Annotated in this window: 15 protein-coding genes; 3 read left to right on the top strand and 12 right to left on the bottom strand. The window is 63.3% G+C overall.

Annotated elements, in window-relative coordinates:
* The first annotated feature begins 6 nt into the window (after window positions 1-6).
* Window positions 7-1,446, top strand: coding sequence for an NAD-dependent succinate-semialdehyde dehydrogenase (locus tag K0P03_RS22735; RefSeq protein WP_023516942.1), 1,440 nt, complete (start codon window positions 7-9; stop codon window positions 1,444-1,446).
* A 10-nt stretch (window positions 1,447-1,456) separates the two neighbouring features.
* Window positions 1,457-3,178 (top strand): dihydroxy-acid dehydratase, encoded by a 1,722-nt coding sequence (locus K0P03_RS22730; RefSeq protein WP_023516941.1) that lies wholly within the window; start codon window positions 1,457-1,459, stop codon window positions 3,176-3,178.
* 256 nt (window positions 3,179-3,434) lie between these two features.
* On the opposite strand, the gene K0P03_RS22725 is transcribed toward K0P03_RS22730, so the two are convergent.
* Entirely contained in the window at window positions 3,435-5,126 is a 1,692-nt protein-coding gene (locus tag K0P03_RS22725; RefSeq protein WP_024271012.1) for an amidohydrolase, read from the bottom strand.
* Between the two features lie 113 nt (window positions 5,127-5,239).
* On the opposite strand from K0P03_RS22725, the gene K0P03_RS22720 reads away from it, so the two are divergent.
* The gene (locus K0P03_RS22720; protein ID WP_023517596.1) at window positions 5,240-5,692 is read left to right on the top strand and encodes a hypothetical protein; all 453 of its coding nucleotides are present in this window, start codon (window positions 5,240-5,242) and stop codon (window positions 5,690-5,692) included.
* Between the two features lie 319 nt (window positions 5,693-6,011).
* Here K0P03_RS22720 and K0P03_RS22715 read toward each other — a convergent pair whose 3' ends face one another.
* From K0P03_RS22715 to mmsB, 11 genes are all read right to left on the bottom strand, one after another.
* Entirely contained in the window at window positions 6,012-7,172 is a 1,161-nt protein-coding gene (locus K0P03_RS22715) for an iron-containing alcohol dehydrogenase (RefSeq protein WP_024271011.1), read from the bottom strand.
* A gap of 4 nt (window positions 7,173-7,176) precedes the next feature.
* Window positions 7,177-7,875, bottom strand: coding sequence for an SDR family NAD(P)-dependent oxidoreductase (locus K0P03_RS22710; protein WP_023513169.1), 699 nt, complete (start codon window positions 7,873-7,875; stop codon window positions 7,177-7,179).
* A 2-nt stretch (window positions 7,876-7,877) separates the two neighbouring features.
* The gene (locus tag K0P03_RS22705) at window positions 7,878-8,921 is read right to left on the bottom strand and encodes a glycerol dehydrogenase (protein ID WP_037408252.1); all 1,044 of its coding nucleotides are present in this window, start codon (window positions 8,919-8,921) and stop codon (window positions 7,878-7,880) included.
* A gap of 10 nt (window positions 8,922-8,931) precedes the next feature.
* Entirely contained in the window at window positions 8,932-9,774 is an 843-nt protein-coding gene (locus K0P03_RS22700; RefSeq protein WP_024271010.1) for a carbohydrate ABC transporter permease, read from the bottom strand.
* Window positions 9,771-10,631, bottom strand: coding sequence for a carbohydrate ABC transporter permease (locus K0P03_RS22695; RefSeq protein ID WP_023515450.1), 861 nt, complete (start codon window positions 10,629-10,631; stop codon window positions 9,771-9,773). Before K0P03_RS22695 ends, K0P03_RS22700 begins: the two co-directional genes overlap by 4 nt.
* A 57-nt stretch (window positions 10,632-10,688) precedes the next feature.
* Window positions 10,689-12,017 (bottom strand): ABC transporter substrate-binding protein, encoded by a 1,329-nt coding sequence (locus K0P03_RS22690; protein ID WP_024271009.1) that lies wholly within the window; start codon window positions 12,015-12,017, stop codon window positions 10,689-10,691.
* A gap of 54 nt (window positions 12,018-12,071) precedes the next feature.
* The gene (locus K0P03_RS22685; protein ID WP_023511934.1) at window positions 12,072-13,133 is read right to left on the bottom strand and encodes an ABC transporter ATP-binding protein; all 1,062 of its coding nucleotides are present in this window, start codon (window positions 13,131-13,133) and stop codon (window positions 12,072-12,074) included.
* Window positions 13,133-14,629, bottom strand: coding sequence for a xylulokinase (locus tag K0P03_RS22680; protein ID WP_023511933.1), 1,497 nt, complete (start codon window positions 14,627-14,629; stop codon window positions 13,133-13,135). Before K0P03_RS22680 ends, K0P03_RS22685 begins: the two co-directional genes overlap by 1 nt.
* The gene (locus K0P03_RS22675) at window positions 14,622-16,082 is read right to left on the bottom strand and encodes an FAD-binding oxidoreductase (protein ID WP_023511932.1); all 1,461 of its coding nucleotides are present in this window, start codon (window positions 16,080-16,082) and stop codon (window positions 14,622-14,624) included. The genes K0P03_RS22680 and K0P03_RS22675 overlap by 8 nt, the downstream gene beginning before the upstream one ends.
* 113 nt (window positions 16,083-16,195) lie before the next feature.
* Complete coding sequence (locus tag K0P03_RS22670; protein WP_023511931.1) at window positions 16,196-17,212, bottom strand: LacI family DNA-binding transcriptional regulator; 1,017 nt, start codon at window positions 17,210-17,212, stop codon at window positions 16,196-16,198.
* A 787-nt stretch (window positions 17,213-17,999) separates the two neighbouring features.
* Window positions 18,000-18,878 (bottom strand): 3-hydroxyisobutyrate dehydrogenase, encoded by an 879-nt coding sequence (gene mmsB, locus K0P03_RS22665; RefSeq protein WP_023514996.1) that lies wholly within the window; start codon window positions 18,876-18,878, stop codon window positions 18,000-18,002.
* Window positions 18,879-18,895 lie beyond the last annotated feature (17 nt).

Here is an 18,895-nt window from a genome sequence, read left to right as displayed (position 1 = left end):
ACGACCATGTATGAACAATTCGGACTGCTGATCGACGGTCAGTGGCGCGCCGCGCGCCGCGGGCAGACCCGCCCCGTCATCGATCCCGTCGATGAAGAGATCATCGGCCATCTGCCCTCGGCGGACACCGCCGACCTCGACGAGGTTCTGGCCGCCCTCGCCCGCGAGGCTCCCCGCTGGGGCAAGGTTTCCGGATGGGAGCGCAGCGGTCTCCTCCGCCGCATCGCCACGGAAATGCGCGCGCTTTCCGACCGCGCCGCGCGCGACATGTCCGCCGAAACCGGCAAGCCCATCGCGGAGGCCGCGGGCGAATGGAACGCCGCCATCGACCAGTTCGACTGGTATGCCGACGAGGCACGCCGCATCTTCGGCCATGTCCTCGACGGACGCGATCCCGATGTGCGCCTCAATGTGCGCTTCGATCCGGTCGGCCCGGTCGCCGCCTTCACCGCCTGGAATTTCCCGGCCCTGCTGCCGGCGCGCAAGATTGCCGCCTCGCTCGCCGCCGGCTGCCCGGTCGTCATCAAGCCCTCGGAGGAAGCGCCCTCCAGCACCTTCCACATCGCTGCCGCGGCGATCAAGGCCGGCCTACCCGCCGGCGTGCTGAACGTGGTCAGCGGCAAGTCCTCCGACATTTCCGCCTACCTGATCGCCTCGCCGGTGATCCGCAAGGTCTCGCTCACCGGCTCCGTGCCCGTCGGCAAGCTGATCCTCAAGCAGTGCGCCGACACGGTGAAGAAGGTGTCGATGGAACTCGGAGGCCATGCACCGGTTCTGGTGCTTGCCGATGCCGATCCGGTCGCGGCCGCGACGGCCTGCGCCCGGGCGAAGTTTCGCAATGCCGGCCAGGTCTGCATCTCGCCGAGCCGGTTCTATGTGCACGATTCCATTTACGAACCCTTCGCCCGGACCATGGCGAACCTTGCCAACAATCTCAGGATCGGTCGGGGCAGCGACGACGGCGTTGAGATGGGACCTATGGCAAATGCCCGCGGCCGAGAGCGCATCGCCGGCATGGTCGCCGACGCCCTGAGCAAGGGAGCAACCCTATTGGCCGGCGGCGAGATCCCCGCCGACCGCAATCGCGGCTTCTTCTATCGCCCGACGGTTCTCGGCAATGTGCCGGACGACGCCTCGATCATGACGGAAGAGCCGTTCGGCCCCGTCGCTCCGGTCGCCCGCTTCTCGGGTTTGGACGACGCCATCAGGCGTGCCAACGATGTGCCCTTCGGCCTTGCCGGCTACGTCTTCTCGCGCTCGCTCGACGGCGCAAACAGGGCGGCGGAAGCGCTCGAAGTCGGCATGGTCGGGATCAACGACATGCTGCTTGCCGCAGCCGAAATCCCCTTCGGCGGCATCAAGGAAAGCGGCATGGGCCGCGAGGGCGGCCAGCTCGGGATCTTCGACTATCTCGAGGCCAAATACATCAAGACGCGGCTCGCATAAGGAGAATACCATGTGTGACGACAACAATTCCGACAAGGAAAAGGGTTTTTCGCGCGGCCTGACCAACTACGGCGACCGGGGATTCAGCCTCTATCTGCGCCGCTCCTTCGCCAGCTCGATGGGCTACAGCCGCCAGATGCTCGACCGGCCCATTGTCGGCATCGCCCACTCGGCGAGTGGCTTCAACAACTGTCACCGGCATTTTCCCGAGATGATCGAGGCGGTGAAGCGCGGCGTCCTCGCCGCTGGCGCCCTGCCCGTCGAATTTCCGACCATCTCGCTCGGAGAAGTCTTCCTCAGCCCCACGAGCCTCAAGTTCCGCAACCTCATGTCCATGGACGTCGAGGAGATGACCCGCGCCCAACCGATGGACTCGGTGGTGCTGCTCGGCGGCTGCGACAAGACTGTCCCTGCCCAGCTGATGGGCGCGGCCTCCGCAGGCCTCCCCTCGATCCAGCTCGTCGCCGGTCCCATGTCGACCAGCCGGCATCGTGGCGAACGCCTCGGCGCCTGCACCGACTGCCGCCGCTTCTGGCAGCGCTATCGCGCGGGCGATGTCGACGACCAGGGTATCGATGAAGTCGAAAAACGCCTCGCCTCGACCAGCGGCACCTGCGCGGTGATGGGAACCGCCAGCACCATGGCCTCGCTTGCCGAAGCCATCGGCATGATGCCCGCAAATTCCGCAGCGATCCCTGCGGTTGACGCAGATCGCTTGCGCATGGCGGAGGAAACCGGCCGCATCGCCGTCTCGCTGATCGGCTCGGACAAGACGCCGAAGACGATCATCACGGAAAAGGCGCTGGAAAACGGCATGCGCATCCTGATGGCGATCGGCGGCTCGACCAACGCCATCATCCATCTCGCCGCCATCGCCGGCCGCCTCGGGTTGAAGATCGATCTGCGACGCATGAACGAAATCAGCGACACGACACCGGTGCTCGTTGACCTCAAGCCGACCGGGAGCGCCTATATGGAGGACCTGCACGCCGCCGGCGGCGTCCCCGCCGTCATGCGCGAACTGAAGCATCTCCTCCATCTCGACTGCGAGACGATCACCGGCGAGACCATCGGCGACCGCATCGCGGCGGTCGATCCCTGGGTCGACCGGACTGTCGTCAAATCCGTCGACGATCCCATTCGCGAGAATGGCGGCCTGCTCGCCGTCTTCGGCAACATGGCCCCGCGCGGCGCCATCATCAAGCGCTCGGCCGCCGACCCAAATCTCTTCGAGAAGACCGGCCGCGCCGTCGTCTTCACCTCGCTGCAGGATCTTGCCAACCGTATCGACGATCCCGACCTCGACGTGACGGCGGACGACTTCCTCGTCCTCCAGAATGCCGGCCCGCTCAGCGATGCCGCCATGCCGGAGGCAGGCTACATCCCGATCCCCGCCAAGCTCGCGCGCGCCGGCGTCAAGGACATGGTCCGCATCTCCGACGCCCGCATGAGCGGCACCGCCTACGGCACCATCGTGCTCCACGTTGCCCCGGACGCCGCCTCCGGCGGCCCGATCGGCTTCATCCGCAACGGCGACAGGATTGCGCTCAGCGTCAAAGACCACGCAATCCGTCTCCTCGTCTCCGATGAGGAACTGGAAACGCGGCAAGCCGAACATCAAATCGAGAAACGCCCTGCGCCCCGCGGCTACGACATGCTCTACCGCGATCACGTGCTGCAGGCGGACGAGGGCTGCGACTTCGACTTCCTGCAAAGCGCGCCAGAATCCTGATCTGAAGGCGGCTGGTCCGCCGAGGTTTCACCGGGCGGCTGTGCAAAGCATTAAGACGTGACAGCAGAGGCAGGCAGTGAATGACGCCGAGTGATTGCCCCTGGGTTGTTTATCGATCGTATCAATCGGATGCTGTGCAATAAAATGCGGACACTCCTTCGTGGCGGAAAACCGGCATCACCCAACCGTTTCGGATAAAGCCAACAGCCCTACATCCCCAAGCAAGACCAAGGAGCCGGATGAAAGGAGGATCCGCCTACTCTTTAAACAACCTCTCCGGATCGTAGACTGGCCGACCCTGTAAAAGCGTTGCCATGACTTTCGCCTTCGCAATCTCTCTGATCGGGATAGAAAGGATATCGCGGTCGATCACGACCAGGTCGGCCAGTTTACCGACCTCCAGCGATCCGGTGGTCTTGTCCTGGCGCAGCAATCGCGCGGGGTTGATTGTCATCCATTCAATAGCGGTGGCAACGTCCGCAGCTCCGTTGTCCTTTCGCATGACTGCAGCCTGGATCTTGATGAGGGGCGACAGTTCGTCGGCGTCGAAGTCACTGCTCATCACCACCTCAGCGCCCGATGCCGCTAGTGCGCGTGCCGGCATCAGATGCTCTGCGCGCTGGCCGATGAAGCCGCGGATGAATTGAATGTACTCAGCGTCGATCGAGCTGGGAGCAAGTTGGAAATCAGCGACAACGCCCAACTGCTTGAACCTGCCGTAGTCGGCTTTGTCAACGAGATAGAGATGTGTAAGGCGATGCGGGCCCGGCTGTGGGTCAGATTGTTCGATCGCATCAAGGGCGAGGCGTGCACCGCGGTCGCCGGTGACATGGAAGTGCAATTGAAAGCCCGCTTTCGACAGCGCGCTGGAGTAGCGGTTCAAGGTAGAAACATCAAAATACAGAAAGCCACTATCGAAGCCGTGGTCAATGCCCGCACCTTTCCTGTAGGGCTGCATCACTGACCCGGTACGTTGTTCGAGAATGCCGTCAACGTAGATTTTCGCCTGATTGAACCGCAGTAAGCTACTTGCGTCGTTGGAATAGAGCTTGCGAAGCGCGGCCATCTGCTCGTCAAAAGCCAGATCCGGGTATATATAGAGGGCGTTCGACGCACGCACAGTCAGGGTGTCCTGCGCCACGGCCTTCCGCCAAACCTCGACATGGCCCTGAGGCCAGAAACCACCCGCATCGCTGACCGACGTGATCCCGTTTTCTGCCAGTGTTTCCAACGTTGGCAGCAGGCTTTCATAGGCAAACTCAATATTCTCCGCGGTCGCGGGAAAGGCCAGGTTGCGTAGCCGCTGCTGGGCGTTTTCCAGAACGATCCCATTCGGCTTGCCCGTTTTTTTGTTGCGCAAGATGATGCCACCGGACGGATTCACATCCGTCACATCATAGCCCGCAGCACGCATCGCGGCAGAGTTTGCCCAGGCCCCATGCCCGATGTCGTCAAGGATCAGAACCGGCCTGTCCGGTGATATTTCGTCAAGCAGGGCAATAGGGTTGTCATCCTGATCAAGCAGATTTGTCATGCTCACACCCGACCCGAGCACCCAATCCTTCTTGCTCGAGGCCATACAGTCCTCGACCGTGGCCAGAGTGTTTCCGAGCGTATCGAATGGCTCGAACGAGCAGAGGATTTCGTTTACCCCGGCTTCGATCAAGTGCATGTGGGCATCCTGAAACCCCGGCAGCACCGACATTCCGCGCAGATCAACGACCCTGGCCTGCTTTCCGGCAGCCGCCAACGCCTCCTCCTCGGTTCCGACTGCGAGAATGACACCGTTGTCATCTACGGCGATCGCCTGGGCGGACGCCCTGCTGGGGTTCACGGTATGGATCTTGGCATTGGTCACGACCACCGGCGCCGCCCAAATCACCGAAGGCATACAGACGCTCGCGACAAGGACCATTGCGAAAACGGTTCTCATATCGATACGGCTCATCCGGTATTCCCCAGTGTTGAAAGGTCAAGGTAGGGCATCGTCCGGATTTTCCAATGACAAACCATTTGAACATACTAATGTTCGCCTCCAGCAGGGAACAGGGAGGCAGAAAAATGGGAGAATGGTTGGAGCGGAACTTCGAGAAGATCAGCGCAGTCGGAGCAATTGCAACAGCCCTTGCGGCACTGGTCGCGCTGATCGTTGTCCCGCTTCAGATCCGTTCTGCAGATATTATCCAGCGCGACCAGACCGCGCGGGAAATATACCGTGAATTCCTGAGCCTGACGGTTCAGAAGCCGGAGCTGGCCAGTGGTCGCTACTGCGCGATGAAGGACGAAAACCAGCGCATCGCCTACGAGGGTTACGTGGACTATTTGTTCTACACTGCCGAGCAGATGATTGAATCAGACCCAGAGTGGAAGGGGCCGATGGCATCTTACTTCAATGATCACCTTGAGTTCATTTTCCAACGCGCGAACCGGGAGCGCTTCACCCAGAGTGTCGCTGCAATCGCCGCGGGGCTTCAATCGCAGTGTTCGAAGATTGAGAGCTGCACATTCGAGTAAACCGGTTGCGTTACCGGAAGCTATCCGATCGGCCATTCTGACAAACCCCACTGTTGATTTCCGGCAGGGTTTGATCCGGCTTCCATTTGGCACGGCTCCACTTTGCACCTTCCAAAAATGTTTAGCAAAATTCGATACTTAGCTTCATGGTGAATTGCAGCAAAACAAGAATCCAGCTCAAAATCTGCTGACAATCGACAGTACGGGCTTTGATATCGCCCGGTGCACTATCGCTCGGCTGACGGGATCGATGAACCTGCAAGGGATCATTCGCGGGAAGCCCATCCGCATGACGGTACCGGCCAAGTCGTCACTACGCCTAATACGCAGTCCGATACAGTACCAACGCATCCGCTTCATTCAATGGTGCCGGATTGTTAGCGAGAAGTCGGGTCTGCCGCATCGCGTCTGCAGCAAGTGTTGGGAGCATGTCTTCCGCCACCCCAGCATCCCGCAGCCGGCGCGGTACGCCGGAAGCATCCATGAGGCCGAGCATTCGACCGAGAAAGCAACGGGCGCGGTCCATCTCACTGTCAGCGCCCGTAAGATCCGCCCCCACAGGCACGGCCAGCCGCGCATAAAGTGGCGCCGCTGCCTTCAGGTTGAAATCGAGTACGGGCCCGAGCATCAGCGCGTTGGCAAGGCCGTGGGGAATGTGACAGCGGCCACCCAGAGGATAGGCCAGTGCATGGACTGCCGCCACCGGTGCATTCGCAAAAGCTTGCCCAGCCAGCGTCGCGCCCAGAAGCATGGCCTCCCGCCCCGTGCGATCGCTGCCGTTGTGGCATGCGGCAACCAGATGGGTGGAGAGAAGCCGCAGCGCCTCGCAGGCCAGAAGGTCGGATATGGGGTTCTTCTTGTGCCGGGAGGTATAGGCTTCGATCGCATGCACCATGGCATCGATGCCAGTCGCAGCGGTGTGCAATGGCGGCAAACCGCAGGTAAGCGCCCCGTCGAGCAGGACCCGGTCGGCATAGAGCTGGTCGGCGACCACGCCCATCTTCGTTGTCTCGCCGGTGGTCAGGATCGTGATGTTTGTCACCTCCGATCCCGTGCCGGCCGTGGTCGGAACCTGCACGAGCGGCAGACGCCCGCCCTCGACGTTGCCGATGCCGTAGAGGCTCGCAAGGCTTTGCCCGGAACGGATGAGAACGGCGGCCAGCTTTGCCACGTCCATGGACGAGCCACCGCCGAAGCCGAGCACGATGTCGACATGCGCTGCCCTGGCGCGTGCGACGCAATCGAGAAGGACGCTTTCGGGCGGGTCGGCAACGACGGCGCCAAACAGGGTCACGGCAAAGCCGTTCGCCCGGAGTGAGGCAGCCGCGGCGTCCAGCACGCCCGAGGCCGTGAGGCCGGCATCCGTGACGAGCAAGAGGTTGCGCTCGGCAAACCAGGCGCCCAGCCTCTCTCCGAGGCGGGCCGCCCCGCCCCATTCGACGGTAAGGCTCGGAACGGTGTTGAATTCAAACGACTGCATCGGATCAGGCCGCCAGATAGCCGCCGTCGACGGGCACGATGGCGCCGTGGACATAGGACGCGTCGTCCGACAGGAGGAAGGCCACCACCCGGGCGATCTCCACCGTGGCGGCCCACCGTCCGATGGGAATGCGGGCATCGATCCGGGCGCGCCGTGCCGCATCCGCCCGCGCCCCTTCCGAAATGCGTGTCTCCACCCAGCCCGGCGCCACCGCATTGACGCGGATGCCGCTTGCTCCCCAGGCCACGGCCAGCGAGCGCGTCAGCGCCGCGACAGCCCCCTTGCTGGTCCCATAGCCAGGCGCGACGGGGTTGCCGAACCAGCTCCACATCGAAGCGATGTTGACGACCGAACCGCTGCCGCGCTGGAGCGCGTCACGGGCCGCCGTGCACGAGGAAAGGACGCCTGTGACGTTCACCGCCATGACCTTCTCGAAGACCGCCGGATCCCACTCCTTGCCATACTGGATGGTTCCCGCGCAGGTCACGAGCCCGCCGAGCGTTTCGAACCCTTCGAAGACACGGGCAAGGGAGGCCGGATCGGTGACGTCGCAATCGACGAAGCGGGCTGCGTCGGGAAACCCGTTCTCCCGCTCCAGCCCCGCAGCCGTCACCTGCCAGCCACGCTCGAGAAGCACATGGGTGGTCGCCAGCCCGATACCGGTCCCTCCGCCGGTAACCACCACGTTTCTTGTCTCTCCCATCGTCAGTTCCTTTCGTCGAGGCTCCGCATCGCGCGCATGAGATCGCCGGCATCGAGTTTTCGATAGTAGTTCGGGGCATAGGGCGCGGCCAGCGCGACCTCCGCCATACGCTGGAAATCGGCCTCCGCGGTAATGCCGAATGCCTTGAAGCTGGTGGGCAGGCCTATGCGGCGGAAGAAATCGGCAAGCGCGCAGATCTCCTCCGCGCTGCCCTGCCCGGCGGCAAGCTGGGTCAGTGTTCCAAGCGCAACCATTTCGCCATGCAGGAGGCCGCCCAGCGCCGGCATGATCGAAAGCCCGCGCACCATGGCATGGGCGATTGAAAGGCCGCCGCTTTCAAAAGCCAGGCCGCTCAGAAGCACCGCCGCCTCGACGACACGCTCGAAAGCCGCGTCGGGCTCGACTGCCGCCATCGCGGCCTGGCTGTCGGCCAGAAGGATCTCCTGAGCGCGCGAGACGATCGCCTGTGTTAGTTCCGTCGGCCGGCCCGAGAAAAAATTGAGCCCGCCGCCGGCAAGCGCGCCCGCAAGCTCGTAGGGCTTCGACATCGCATCACCGATGCCGGCGGCAAGGAACCGGCGCGGCGCGCCGGCGATGACGGCGGTATCGACCAGCACCAGAACGGGGTTGGTCTTCATGCGGCGCACGCCCTCGACGGCATGTTCCGGCGTGTAGACGACGGCGATATGGCTGGTCGGGCTGTCGTTGGAGGCGATCGTCGGCACGATAGCGACCGGAAGGTCGCGCTCGATCGCCGCCCCCTTTGCCGTGTCGATCGCCTTGCCGCCGCCGATTCCGATGAGGAGCCGGGCATCGCCCGCCTCCTCCGCGCGTGCGATAATTTCCGCCGCGGTGCATTCACCGCCGAACTCCATGAGGCGGGCACCGGGCAGCTGGCGGATTATGCGTTCACCGAGAAGGCTGCGTGCAACCGGATCGATGACCACGGCCACCGGGCCACCCCCGACGATCGCCACCTCCTGCGCCAGCCGGTCGATGGCGCCCGGCCCCTGCACGTAGCGCAGCGGCGCGCCCAAAATACGCATGGTCACGGCATCATCCTTTCACGGCGCCGGCCGTCAGGCCTTGTACAAAGTAGCGCGACAGCGCCAGGAAGGCGGCAAAGAGCGGCAGGGCGATCAGCGTCGAGCCGGCCATGACGTCGCCCCAGCGCAGATCGAAGGCGCCAATCATCGAGGCAAGGCCCAGCGGCACGGTCTTGTTGGCGTCCGAGCCGATCATGACAAGTGCGAAGGTATAGTCCGTCCATGAGAGCAGGAAGGCGAAGATCGCGACCGTCACGAGGCCGGGAACCGAGAGCGGCAGCACCACCCGCAGAAACGCGCCGAGCCGGGTGCAGCCATCGACCATCGCCGCTTCCTCCAGTTCGAAGGGCATCGTCTTGAAGAAACCCCAGAGGAACCAGACCCCGAGCGGCATGGTGATCGTCAGGTGCGAGATGACCAGCGAGAGCAAGGTATCGTTGAGCCCGATCAGCGAGAACATCGAATAGAGCGGAATGGCAAGCAGCAGCGGCGGGAACATGTAGGCATAGAGCATGCCGGCGATGATCATCTGTTTGCCGCGGATGCGCTGGCGCGTGACGCCGTAGGCGATCATCACGGACAGGACCATCGTCAGTGCCACCGTGGTCACGGCAACGATCAGACTGTTGAGGAATTGCCGCGGATAGTCGGTCTGCGCCAGGAGGCTGGTATAGTATTCCAGCGTCCAGCGCTGCGGCACCAGCGACGGGTTCATCAGCATTTCCTGCGTGGGGCGCAGGGAGGAGACGATCATCCAGTAGATCGGGAAGGCGCTGTAGACCGCGAGAACGATCGCCGCGAAGTAGAGCCCCACACGGCCGGCGATCCGCCGGGGTCGGATTTGCCCGCTCATTTGCCTTGCTCCATCGGGAATACGCGGAAGTAGATCGCCACGGCGACCATGAGGACGAAGAAGGAAAGCGTCGCGATGGCTGCCCCGCTCCCAATATCATAGAGTGCGAAGGCCTCCCGATAGGACAGGACCGGCAGATGCTCTGTGGCCCCCAACGGCCCGCCGCCCGTCGCCAGCCAGACGACGTCGAATTTGTTGAACATCCAAACGCCGCGCAGGAGGATGATGACCGTCAGGATCGGCCGCAGCGAGGGCAGCGTGACGTGGAAGAACTGCCGGATAGGTCCGGCGCCATCGACGCGCGCCGCCTCGTAGAGCTGGGTCGGCACCGTCTGCAGGCCGGCAAGGAAGGTCGTGGTGACGAAGGGCGTCCACAGCCAGACCGAGATCAGGATGACGGAGACCATCGAGGCCGTTTCCGTTTCGAACCAATAGATCGGCGGCAGGCCCCAGTCGTCCATCAGGATCGTCACGATACCGAGCGAGCCGTCCACCATCCACTTGAATACCAGCACCGCGACGACCGTCGGCAACAGATAGGGCAGGAAGGCAAGCCCCCGCAGAAGCGAGCGACCGATGAAATTCTGGTTCAAGAGCAGCGCGAAACCGATGCCGAGAACCACCTGCAGCACGATCGCAAGCCCGGCATAGACGATGCCGTTCCACAGCGCGTTCCAGAACGCGGCGCTCGCCAGAACCTCGCCGTATTTTGCGAAGCCGACCCAGACCGGATCGGCCGTCAGCGACGGCATGTCGTAGAAGCTGAGGGATACCGCGTAAAACGCGGGGCCGACGATCAACAAGAGGGTCGCAAGGACCCCGATGCCGAGAAAGCCAGGCAGCAGCCAGCGGGTCATTCGAAAACTCCTGTGGGAACGGGCCAGGGGAGGAGCGCACCCTCCCCTGGCGTCTCGTCACTTGATGACGTCGCGCATCTTGGCTGCGGCCTGCGCTACGGCTTCGGCTGAGTCCATTCCGCGCAGGATCTTGTTCTGCAGCATTTCCGGCATGACGAAGGATTCGAACACCTTGCCCGGCCTGACGTCCGGCCTGGGTCCCTGCGTGTCGATCGAAGTCAGGATGACCGATCCGTCGGTGACCAGGTTGCGCATCTGGTCGATCTCCGCACTGAACTGCTTGATCAGTGCATTGTCACGCCAGCGCTGGTCATCGTAGATGTCGAGCCGGGCCGGCTGGAAGTGCACCGGGGCCGTGTGCAGGAAGTCGACCATGCGGTCGGTCGTCAGCCAGCGCATGAATTCCATGGCATTGCCGGTATTGTCCGTCTTCAGTACGACCCAGCCGTCATAGCCGTGGCTGACTGCCGTCTGCTTTCCGGCGCTATCCATGTAGGGCATGATGCCGAGACGCCCGCCCATGTCGGGATTGTCCCGCGCCGCCGCCTCGTAGACGCGGCCCGCATAGGCGCCATGCGCCACCGTGCCGGCGACGAGGTTCGACAGGACGTCCGAATAGCCGGCCTGGAGCGCGCCGGGCGGCATGGTGGCGTAGAGCCGCGCCATGAAGTCGAGATAGGCGGCGGCTTTCGGCTTCATCTCGTCATTGTCGATGATGACGTTCCACTGGTCGTCGAAGAGCTTGACGCCCTCAGCCCACAGGAAAGCGAACGACATCCAGTTGGCGGCGCCGTTGGAGCCGATCGGGAAGAGGCATCCCTTCTGGCGACCCTCCACCAGCGCCTCGCAATTGCCGGCAAAGGCGTCCCAGGTCTTCGGTACCGAGAGGCCCTTCGCCTCGTAGAGGTCCTTGCGGTAGTAGACGAGCGCGAGGTTGTAGTCGAAGGGATACCAGTAGACCTTGCCGTCGATGGGGAAGAGGATGTTGTTGCCCCATTTGAACTCGTCGGTGAGCTCGTTCAGCGGCACGATCTGCTCCTCTTCAGCCAGGAGAAGAACCTGCCCGATGAAGCCGACATTGGCGACGTCATAGGGCGTGCCGGATCGGATGCCGTTGGTGATCTTCGTGAACGCCTCGTCGAGCGGCACCGAATCGACGATGACTTCGACACCGGTCTTTTCCTGGTACTCCGCAGCCATCTTGGCGAAGAAGGCGAGCGTATCCTTGCCCGTCTCGCAGTTCAGGAAGCGGATGGGGCGTTTTTCCTGCGCGCGCAGTGCAGGCGCAGCCAGCCCCGACAGCGCAAGGCCCATGCCGATGGCGCCAGCGCCCTTGAGAGCCTGCCGCCTGGTCCACACGCCACCCTTCGTCTTTTCGTATGTCATGTCTTCTCCTCCCATGATCCGCTCTCTGTGCGGACGCTCCCAATGCGTTGGCCGTTATCGGCCGGTGGAAAGCCTTTCGCCGCTTTCGCGGTCGAAGAGATGGATCGCCGCCTCTGGTACGATGATCCTCATGCTGCTGCCGAGCGCCACGTCGTCGCGGCGGCCGGTCATGACGCGCAGGCGACGCCCTGCCAGCTCGCCGATGAACAGGGTCTGCGAACCGAGCTGCTCGATGCCCCGGATGGTGAACGGCAGGCCCTCCCCGGCCGGCACGATCGCTTCCGGCCGCATGCCGACCGTCACGCGCCCCTCCCGGCGCGTGAGGCCCTGCGGAGCAGGAATCGAAACGCCCTCGCCGAGCACCAGCCGCCCGTCGGATAAATCCGCATCGACAAGATTCATCTCAGGCGAGCCGATGAAACCGGCGACGAAGGCATTGGCCGGACGGTCATAGACCTCCAGCGGCGAACCGATCTGCTGCACCCAGCCGTCCCGCATGATGACGATGCGGTCCGCAAGCGTCATCGCCTCGGTCTGGTCGTGCGTGACATAGATCATCGCCTTTCCGATGCGCCTTTGCAGCAGGGCGATCTCCTCGCGCATGCGCGAGCGCAGCTTGGCATCGAGATTGGACAGCGGCTCGTCGAGCAGGAAAACGGCGGGATCGCGCACCAGCGCACGGCCGAGCGCCACGCGTTGCATCTGGCCGCCCGAAAGCTGGCCGGGCTTGCGCTCGAGCAGATGCGTGATGTCCAGCATTTCGGCTGCCGCATCCACCCGCTTCGTGATCTCGCTCGTGTCGGTGCCCCGCATCTTCAGGCCGAAGGACATGTTCCCCCGGATCGTCTTGTGCGGGTAGAGCGCGTAGTTCTGGAAGACCATCGCGATGTCGCGATCCTTGGGTTCCAGCGCCGTGACATTGCGCCCGCCGATATGCAGCTCGCCGTCGCTGATCGTCTCGAGGCCCGCGACCATGCGCAGCGTGGTCGACTTGCCGCAACCCGAGGGTCCGAGCAACACGATCAACTCGCCCTTGGCGATTTCCAGATCGACGCCCTCCACCGCGACCACTGGGCCATAGGTCTTGCGCAGCTTGCGCAGACTGACTTCCGCCATCACTTCGCCTCCCTGATTGCCCGGACCGTCTCGTGATTGATCGGGGTCAGTGCCTCCTTTGCCGCCCGGAAACGGGCAAAGCCGGCATCGTAGACCCCGGCGATGCCAGCGGTCGGGGTCAGGGTCTCGGCCACCCGGATGACTCGGGCCGCGTCCACCGTATCCGCGAAGACACCGATGCCAATGCCGGCGATAAGGGCCGCACCGTAGGACGCATCGCCTTCCGCCGGCACCTCGATCGTGAGGCCCGTAACGTCGGCAATGATCTGGCGCCACAGGGCGCTGCGCGTGCCGCCGCCGACGAGGCGCGCGGTGTCGAAACCCATGCCACGGGCGTGCAGCACCGTCAGGCAATCACGCAACGTGTAGGCGATGCCTTCGTAGAGCGCGCGGCAGATGTGCGGCGCCCCGTGCTGGAAGCCGAGCCCAACGAAAGAGGCCCGCAGATCCGGATCCCAATAAGGGCTCCGCTCGCCGTTGAGATAGGGATGGAAGAGCAAGCCTTCTGATCCCGCGGGAGCCTCCTGCGCCTTTTTGTCCATGCCGTCGAAGCCGATCTCCGCAAACAGCGCGTCGCGCAGCCAGCGATGGGCGGAAGCGCAGGAATTGGTGCCGAGGATGGCGTAGTGATGGCCCGGAACGAGGTGCGGATAGTGGATGACGTCATCGGAGAAGACCGGCGCGGCGGTGAGCGTCGACACCGTGCCCGCCGTCGCCAGCTTCAGCGCGCCGATGCCCGATCGGGTCATGCCGGCCGCATAGGTTTCCGCATTGGTATCGGAGGTGCCGCAGACGACGGACGTGCCCTTCTTGAGCCCTGTCTGCGCGGCAGCCGCAGCCGTCACGGTTCCGGTCGTCGCCGTCGATCCGACGATCTGCGGCAGCACGCCAGGCTCCAGCCCGGCCATCGCGCACAGTTCCGTCGACCAGCGGTCGCGCTGCGCATCGGCCAGCATCAGGCCCCAGGCATCCGTGAGGTCCGTCGCGTCGCTACCGTCGAGACGGCGGCGCAGCCAGTCCTTGGCGGGCAGCAGGCGGCGGATGCGGGCATGAACCTCCGGCTCTTCCTCCCGCAGCCAGGCGAGCTGCGGCAGGGTCCAGGTCGGGCTGACCCGGTTACCGGAGAGTTCGAGGATGCGCGGGCCACGAGCGGCCCTTTCCCGCGCGACCTGCGGGCCGGAGCGCTGGTCGTTCCACATGATGGCCGGGCGCAGGGTCCGGCCCACCTCGTCCTCTAGGACATGGGTATGGGCGCCCGCGGTCACCGAGACGGCTGCGACGCGGCCGGGATCGATGCCAGCGTGCCAGATCTTCTGAAGCGATTCCACCAGGGCGGACCACCAGCCTTCCGGGTCCTGTTCGCTGAAGCCGGGTTTCGGCGTCAGCGTTTCCACGGCAACGGAGGCCGTGGCAAGGACCTTCCCGTCACCGGAAATGACCGTCGACTTGAGCGATCCTGCGCCGAGGTCGACCCCGAGCAAGAGGATGTCAGACATTGGCACCCCTGTCGCGGTAGGGATCGACGGCGCCGGGCCGCGGTGGGAAGCCGAGCTTGCCGGGATTGAACAGGTTCTGCGGATCGACGGAAGCCTTGATGCTGCGCAGGAGATCCATCCCGACGCCATGCTCGCCATCCATCCACGGCCCGCGGAAGAGGCCGCTACCATGATGATGCGCAATGGAGCCGCCATGGGCCAAGGTTTCGCCGGTCGCGATTTCCCACATCTTCTGGTGCAGCGTCAGCGCCGCATCCTGGTCCATGGGTGGCAGGCGCAGCGTCATGTACTGGCAGACGCCTTCCGGGTAGACATGCGACCAGTGCGCGCTGAAATGCGCGTTCGGCAGCACTTCCGCCACAATGCGCGCGGCGATCGTGTCGTAGAGCGCGGCCGTATTGCTCCAATTTACGGTCACCTCGATCGTGTCGTTGTAATAGCCGCGATCAAGCCATTGCTTGGTGATCGAGTGGTAGCGCTTGGCGCGCCATTCGTCGAAGGGACGCGTTTCTGTCTCAACCGCATCGACGTCCTGCGCAAAGCCGCGCACGAGCGCTGCTTCGGCGGCCACGATGGCCGGCTCACCGCAGACGACGATGTTGGCCATCACCGGGCGGGTCCGATAGGCATCGATGCCCTCGGTGCGCAACGCAGTTTCCTTTTCATCGTAGAGACGGACGATCCGCGGATGAAGACCCGCCTGCATGATGCGCTTGGCAAGCCCCAGCGCGGCACCCCGGTCCGGCAGGGCCAGCACCATCACCTCTTCGGCTACCGGCAGCGTCCAGATGCGCATGGTCAGTTCCGTGATGACGGCGAGCGTGCCTTCGCTACCCACGATGACATCGAGCACGGAAGGACCGGAGGCACGCTTGGGCAGCGGGCGGACTTCCAGCACGCGCCCGTCGGGCATGACGGCCTTCAGGCCGACAACAATGTTCTCGATCTTACCGAAGCGGCTCGATTCCTGTCCGCCGCCACGGCAGGCGGCCCAGCCGCCGACCGTCGAAATAGTGAGGGACTGCGGCAGGTGGCCAGACGTGTACCCTTCGGCATTCAGCGCATCTTCGAAGGCCTCGCCGTTCATGCCGGCTTCGACCGTGACGAGGTTGTTCTCGCGATCGATGCCGAGGATACGGTTCATGCGCTGCATGTCGAGCATCAGTTCCTCGCCGAGCGGGATGATCCCGCCGAGAACGCCGGAGCCGCTGCCGTAGGGAATGAGCGGCTTGTCGACTTCGCCGGCCTTGCGGACGATCGCCGACACCTGCTCGGTGCTGGCCGGGCGCAACACCAGAGCGGGCAGCGTGCCAACCAACGCGCCTTCTCGCGCACGGAAGTTCGCATAGGGCAGACGGTCATGGGCGTAGCCGGCACGCGCGGCCTCGTCCACCAGGACGTTTTCTGCGCCGATCAGCTCCGAAAGCTCGGAGACGAGATCACGTTCTTTCAACGGTTTTTCCTCCTCTATGCCCTGCGAAATCTTCAATCTCGCCTTGGACAAACGTTTGCTCAAGCAATAAACAAGCTATTTCGCGCAGGATGTCAACCCTGACGCCGGATTTTTCAAAGAGCAGCCACAGAGGCGCGGATAATGAGTTCGTCGGGGGGAAGAAGAAGGCTGCCTGCGGATTGCGTGCCGTTGGGCTCCACCCCCTGGATGAGATCGATTAACCGACGCGCGGCAACTCGCCCCATCTCTTGCGACGGCAACGCGACCGTCGTCACCTGCGGATAGACGACCCGCGCGAGCAGGTCATCATGCATGGTGATAACCGACACCTCCTCGGGTACGCGGACATCCCGTTCATGCAGCCGCGCGATGGTGGCAGCTGCCGTTAGCAGCGTCGCTGCGTGGATCGCCGTCACTCCGATGGCAAGAAGTTTGTCCACGGCCGCCGGCACCGCATCAGGGCTATAGCCCGCCTGCGCTATGAGATGATCGCCATGATCGAGCCCTGCTGCGGCCATCGCTTCCTCCCACCCGCGCCGGCGCATGTCGCCGTTGAAGCGCCCAAGCCGACCGGCAAGATGCCCGATACGGCGGTGTCCCATCGCGATAAGGTGTTCCACCCCCATGCGCGCTGCGCGCCGCGTGTCGATGGCGACACAGTTCTCGTCGCCGGGCAAGTGCCGGTTAAGGACGACATGCGGCAGGTCCGTACTGTTCAAAACTTGGCGCAACCGGTTGTCATCGTCAAAGCTCGCGATGATGACGCCTTCGATGATGCTGGAGCGCGAAATATCGGAGATAATCTCCCGCCCGTCTCCCTTGTCGTAGGAAACGAGCAGAGCAAAGCCTCTGCTGCGCGCCTCGATCTCCGCCCCGATGATAGCGGAGGCGAAGATCGGGTTTTCGATCTGCGGCACCACCATGAGCACGGTCGAGGACTTTGCTGTCTTCAGGGCGCGCGCTACGGGATTTCCGTGATAGCCAAGACGTTCGGCTGTTTCGAGAATACGGGTGCGTGTCTCCTCAGAGACACGCCCCTTGTTCTGCAGCACACGTGAAATAGTCGAGACATCCACGCCCGTCGCGGCCGCTACGTCACGCAAGGTGACCGACGAGTTCTTGTTGTTCATGCAATCCTCCTGCGCCCATCTAAAAGCCAATAGGCCGATAAGGAAACGGCATTAAATCGCTTTACTCGGAAACTATCCAGTTCGACGGCAAAGACATTCGAACCGACGTACCCCGTCGCTCCCAAACCGCTCCGCACAAGCTTCACCGGCTGCGGGCATGGGCCAGACCTGGCTGGAACGACCGGTTTGGGAATTGCAAGGAAATACAACTTACCTCCACTTTGCTCTCATCTTGCCCGCTCTGGCCACCTCTGACATTTTTTGCAAACCCGCAGGCCTGCAGCGGCGTAAAATGCTCAAGCCCCATCCCCCTCCAGGCGTATATTGCGAGCGGCGCCAAGGATCGCTGCGTGGCACGAGATCGCGTTTGCATTTGCCATCGAAGGGCCGCCGCCGCCCAAAAGAGGAGCAACGAAGCTGGTGAGAAAGCAGAAGGAGTGGCAAGCCATGTTGCGGGCTTTCGTCACGGGACTAGCGGCAGACTGTGGCACGCTTGAGCACCACCGTGGCTCCTGTCACAATGAAAAGTACGGCAACCAGCGTCATAGGAATTAAGCGTGCTGGGTACATGCTTCCTCCATGAAACCGGTCTGGAAAGGAGCGTCAGGCGAACCTGACGCACCCGGAGCAGGAGCCGCAGACGGTTGTCAAAAGATTAACGACGGCGCTGTTTCCAGCCTTGAATCTTGTGGGGGCGTGCGGGTTTTTCGGGTTCGCGAAAACGCGCCCTCCAGGATATCGGCGTCCTGCCTGGCCCATCCACCGGCAACAAATGCTCCTGAGGCGGCTATAGTCCCCGCAGCATTTCGATGATGGCGGAGAAGTCCCGGCCGCCGTTCCCTTCTTTTTCGAAAGCCTCGTACAAGTTCGAGGCGGCGGCACCCAAGGGTGTCGCAGCACCACACGCATCCGCAACCTGCTGGGAGAGCCGCAGGTCCTTCAGCATCAAATCGGTTGCAAAGCCGGGCTTGTACGCGCTGTTGGCGGGCGAGGATGGAACGGGACCGGGAACAGGGCAATAGGAGGTCAGTGACCAACATTGGCCGGAAGACGCCGAAGCCACGTCGAACAGGGCCTGATGGGAAAGACCGAGCCTTTCTCCCAGTGCGAAGGCCTCACTGACGGCGATCATGGAAATGCCGAGGACCATGTTGTTGCAGATCTTCGCGGCCTGACCGGCGCCATCGGCCCCGCAATGCACGATCCTCTTACCCATCACTTCCAGCAACGGTCTGGCGCGGGCGAAGGCTTCGAGCGAGCCGCCGGCCATGAAGGTGAGCGTGCCGGCGGCCGCCCCGCCGGTACCGCCGGAAACCGGTGCGTCCAGCGAAGGGCAACCCACCGCCCGGGCGATACCGTGTACCCTGCGCGCACTCTCCACATCCACTGTCGAGCAATCGACCTGAAGGGTTTCGGCGGGAACCAGCCCCGCCAACTTCTCCCAAACGGCAACGACATGCTCGCCCTTCGGCAGCATGGTGATCACGACCTCCGCCCCGCTGACGGCCTCACCCAGGGTGGTGAAGGTCTTGACACCGGCCTGTGCGGCAGCGGCGCGCGAGGTTTCGGAAAGGTCATACCCGGAAACACTGTGCCCGGCCTTGACAAGATTTGTGGCCATTGGACCGCCCATATTGCCCAACCCGATGAAAGCGACATGAGGCATGCTGATCGTCCTTCGTA

Origin of the sequence: Shinella sp. HY16, from assembly GCF_028534175.1 — a bacterium.
GTDB lineage: Bacteria > Pseudomonadota > Alphaproteobacteria > Rhizobiales > Rhizobiaceae > Shinella.
The sequence above is the reverse complement of the archived record's forward strand: the minus strand, read 5'-3'. Positions and strand labels throughout refer to the sequence as shown.